Raw genomic sequence first — 2,070 nt, 5'->3', positions numbered from 1 at the left:
TTAATTGTAGGAAAACTTAATTTTATTACCTTATTGAGACATATCTTTGATTTGACGTTTATGTCTATACATTTGCTTATCTGCTTCAACTACTGTTTGTTGTAAATCCGTCCCTGGTTGACGTGCTGCAACACCAATAGCAGCATTAATTCCAGCCTGTTTTAAGGATTCTGAAATTCGATTTGCTAGTTTTTGAGTATTTTCTAAGTTAGTTTCAATATTTAAAATACCAAACTCATCTCCTCCTAAACGTGCAACTAAATCATTAGAGCGCACAGTTCTTTTGATAATTTGGACTGTTTCTTGAATCATCTGATCACCTTTTAAATGACCAAATTTATCATTTATATATTTTAAATCATTTAAATCTATGACAATAATTGTTGTTGAGTGTCCGTAAATTTTACACCGACTTTCTTCTAAATCTAAAAATTTATCCCAAGCACGACGATTGAAAGCTCCTGTTAAGTGATCTGTTAGCGACTCCATTTCAAGTTTTTCGCTAATTCTTTTTTGTTCATTTATTTTAATTTCGTTCTGTAAAATTCGACTGAGTAATAAACTAAATAATTCTAATAAATCACTATATTGTTCTATACTTTTAGGCTGTACTGATGGATCAATAGCACATAATGTACCGAAAACAGAGCCATCTTCATTCAATAAAGGTTGACCTATATATGCATTTATATCCACTACCTTATTAATTCCAGCCTCTTCATATAATGGAATTTTTTTTGAATCATGTGCTATACGTGGCCCTTTGCCTAGTACCATCTTAGAACAATATGAATCAGCCCAATTAAAAACTTGTCCTGCTTTTACTCCATATCCACTGTCTTTAGCTTGAAGAACTATCCAATCATTACCTTCTGTACAAGTAATCATCCATAAATTAAAAACTAAGTGATTATGTAAATACTCTAAAATGGCTTTACCAGCATCTTCAAAATCTCTAAAGTTTTCATAAAAAAGACTCATAACTACTCACTATCAATACTTTAAAAATTTATACAACTTTATTTAAACTATTGTATTTAAAGATTAATTTAAAAATTTCATAGATATAATATATCGTAAAATTTATTTTTCTTAATATTTTTTACGATATATTCTTAAACGACTCTATATAGAAAATATAACTTTTTAGTTAACAACGTAAGCGTCCGCTGATCCCCACTTTTTCTAACTCATTAATACCGCGATAGTGTCCACTAAAATTTAAGTGGACACCTATCTATGGATTTAAAGACAGTTATAGACACTGCACCAACGCTAAAAAAGCCCCGTCGAACCTTCACGGCTGAATTTAAACATCAACTTATTCAGCAATGCCAGCAGCCAGATACATCGGTGGCTAAGGTCGCAATGCAACATCAGATAAAGAGATGGTTTTAACTATGTATATCGAAAAGATATAGCTAGATCTAAATATGAAGTACCATTGGTATACTTTGACTTAGGTAACGATTTCCAAGATTTAGCCAATGCCATTTATCGAGATGATAGAAATGTCGATATTGGTTATGATTTTATTAGAGGCGCTGATATCAACTTTGATATTCATGAACAGCTCTATTCTTATTATTTCCTTCTTAGATCAATACTTAAGGGTATTTTTCCAATACAAAATCTTCTGAATTACGATGACATTCTAAATGTTACTACTAAGTTAGATCTGCAAGAAATGTCAGACAGTTATGTTAATATTTTACAAGTTTAATTTTTCTAAAATTAACATAATACACCTTATGCGAAATGCGTTAAATTATTTATTTTAAATCAATAGCTTAAATTGTTTTAATCAGCCCAATCTCAGCGGATTGGGCTTTTTTAATGATTTGTCACGTTCCACGCTTAATAAGTGATCAATGTTCCACGGTTTTATTCAGTTTTAATAAACCTCATCCGGTTTTTTGAGGAGTCATTATTTCATGTGCTTGCACTGAAATTGGCTCATCAAAAAAGTGGAGTCCTGGTTAACCGTAAGGAAGGAAAAAACGACTCAGGAAGCCCCTCTTTTTAGGTGTAGGCTCAATATGTTCTGGAACAGGGATGCGTTTGTTCTCT

Annotated in this window: 1 protein-coding gene and 1 pseudogene; both read right to left on the bottom strand. The window is 31.6% G+C overall.

Annotated elements, in window-relative coordinates; genetic code table 11:
• Window positions 1-30: 30 nt before the first annotated feature.
• On the bottom strand, window positions 31-981 hold the full coding sequence (locus J671_RS24485) for a GGDEF domain-containing protein (RefSeq protein ID WP_006582641.1): 951 nt from the start codon (window positions 979-981) through the stop codon (window positions 31-33).
• A gap of 998 nt (window positions 982-1,979) precedes the next feature.
• Window positions 1,980-2,070 (bottom strand): annotated as a pseudogene (locus J671_RS25915) (DNA-binding protein); the annotation flags it as partial.

The organism is Acinetobacter sp. 1130196, from assembly GCF_000588095.1.
Classification (GTDB): Bacteria; Pseudomonadota; Gammaproteobacteria; order Pseudomonadales; family Moraxellaceae; genus Acinetobacter; species Acinetobacter nosocomialis.
The sequence above is the reverse complement of the archived record's forward strand: the minus strand, read 5'-3'. Positions and strand labels throughout refer to the sequence as shown.

Coding starts and splice junctions, on each gene's coding strand:
- J671_RS24485 (WP_006582641.1), bottom strand. CDS start 981: ATGAGTCTTTTTTATGAAAACTTTAGAGATTTTGAAGATGCTGGTAAA.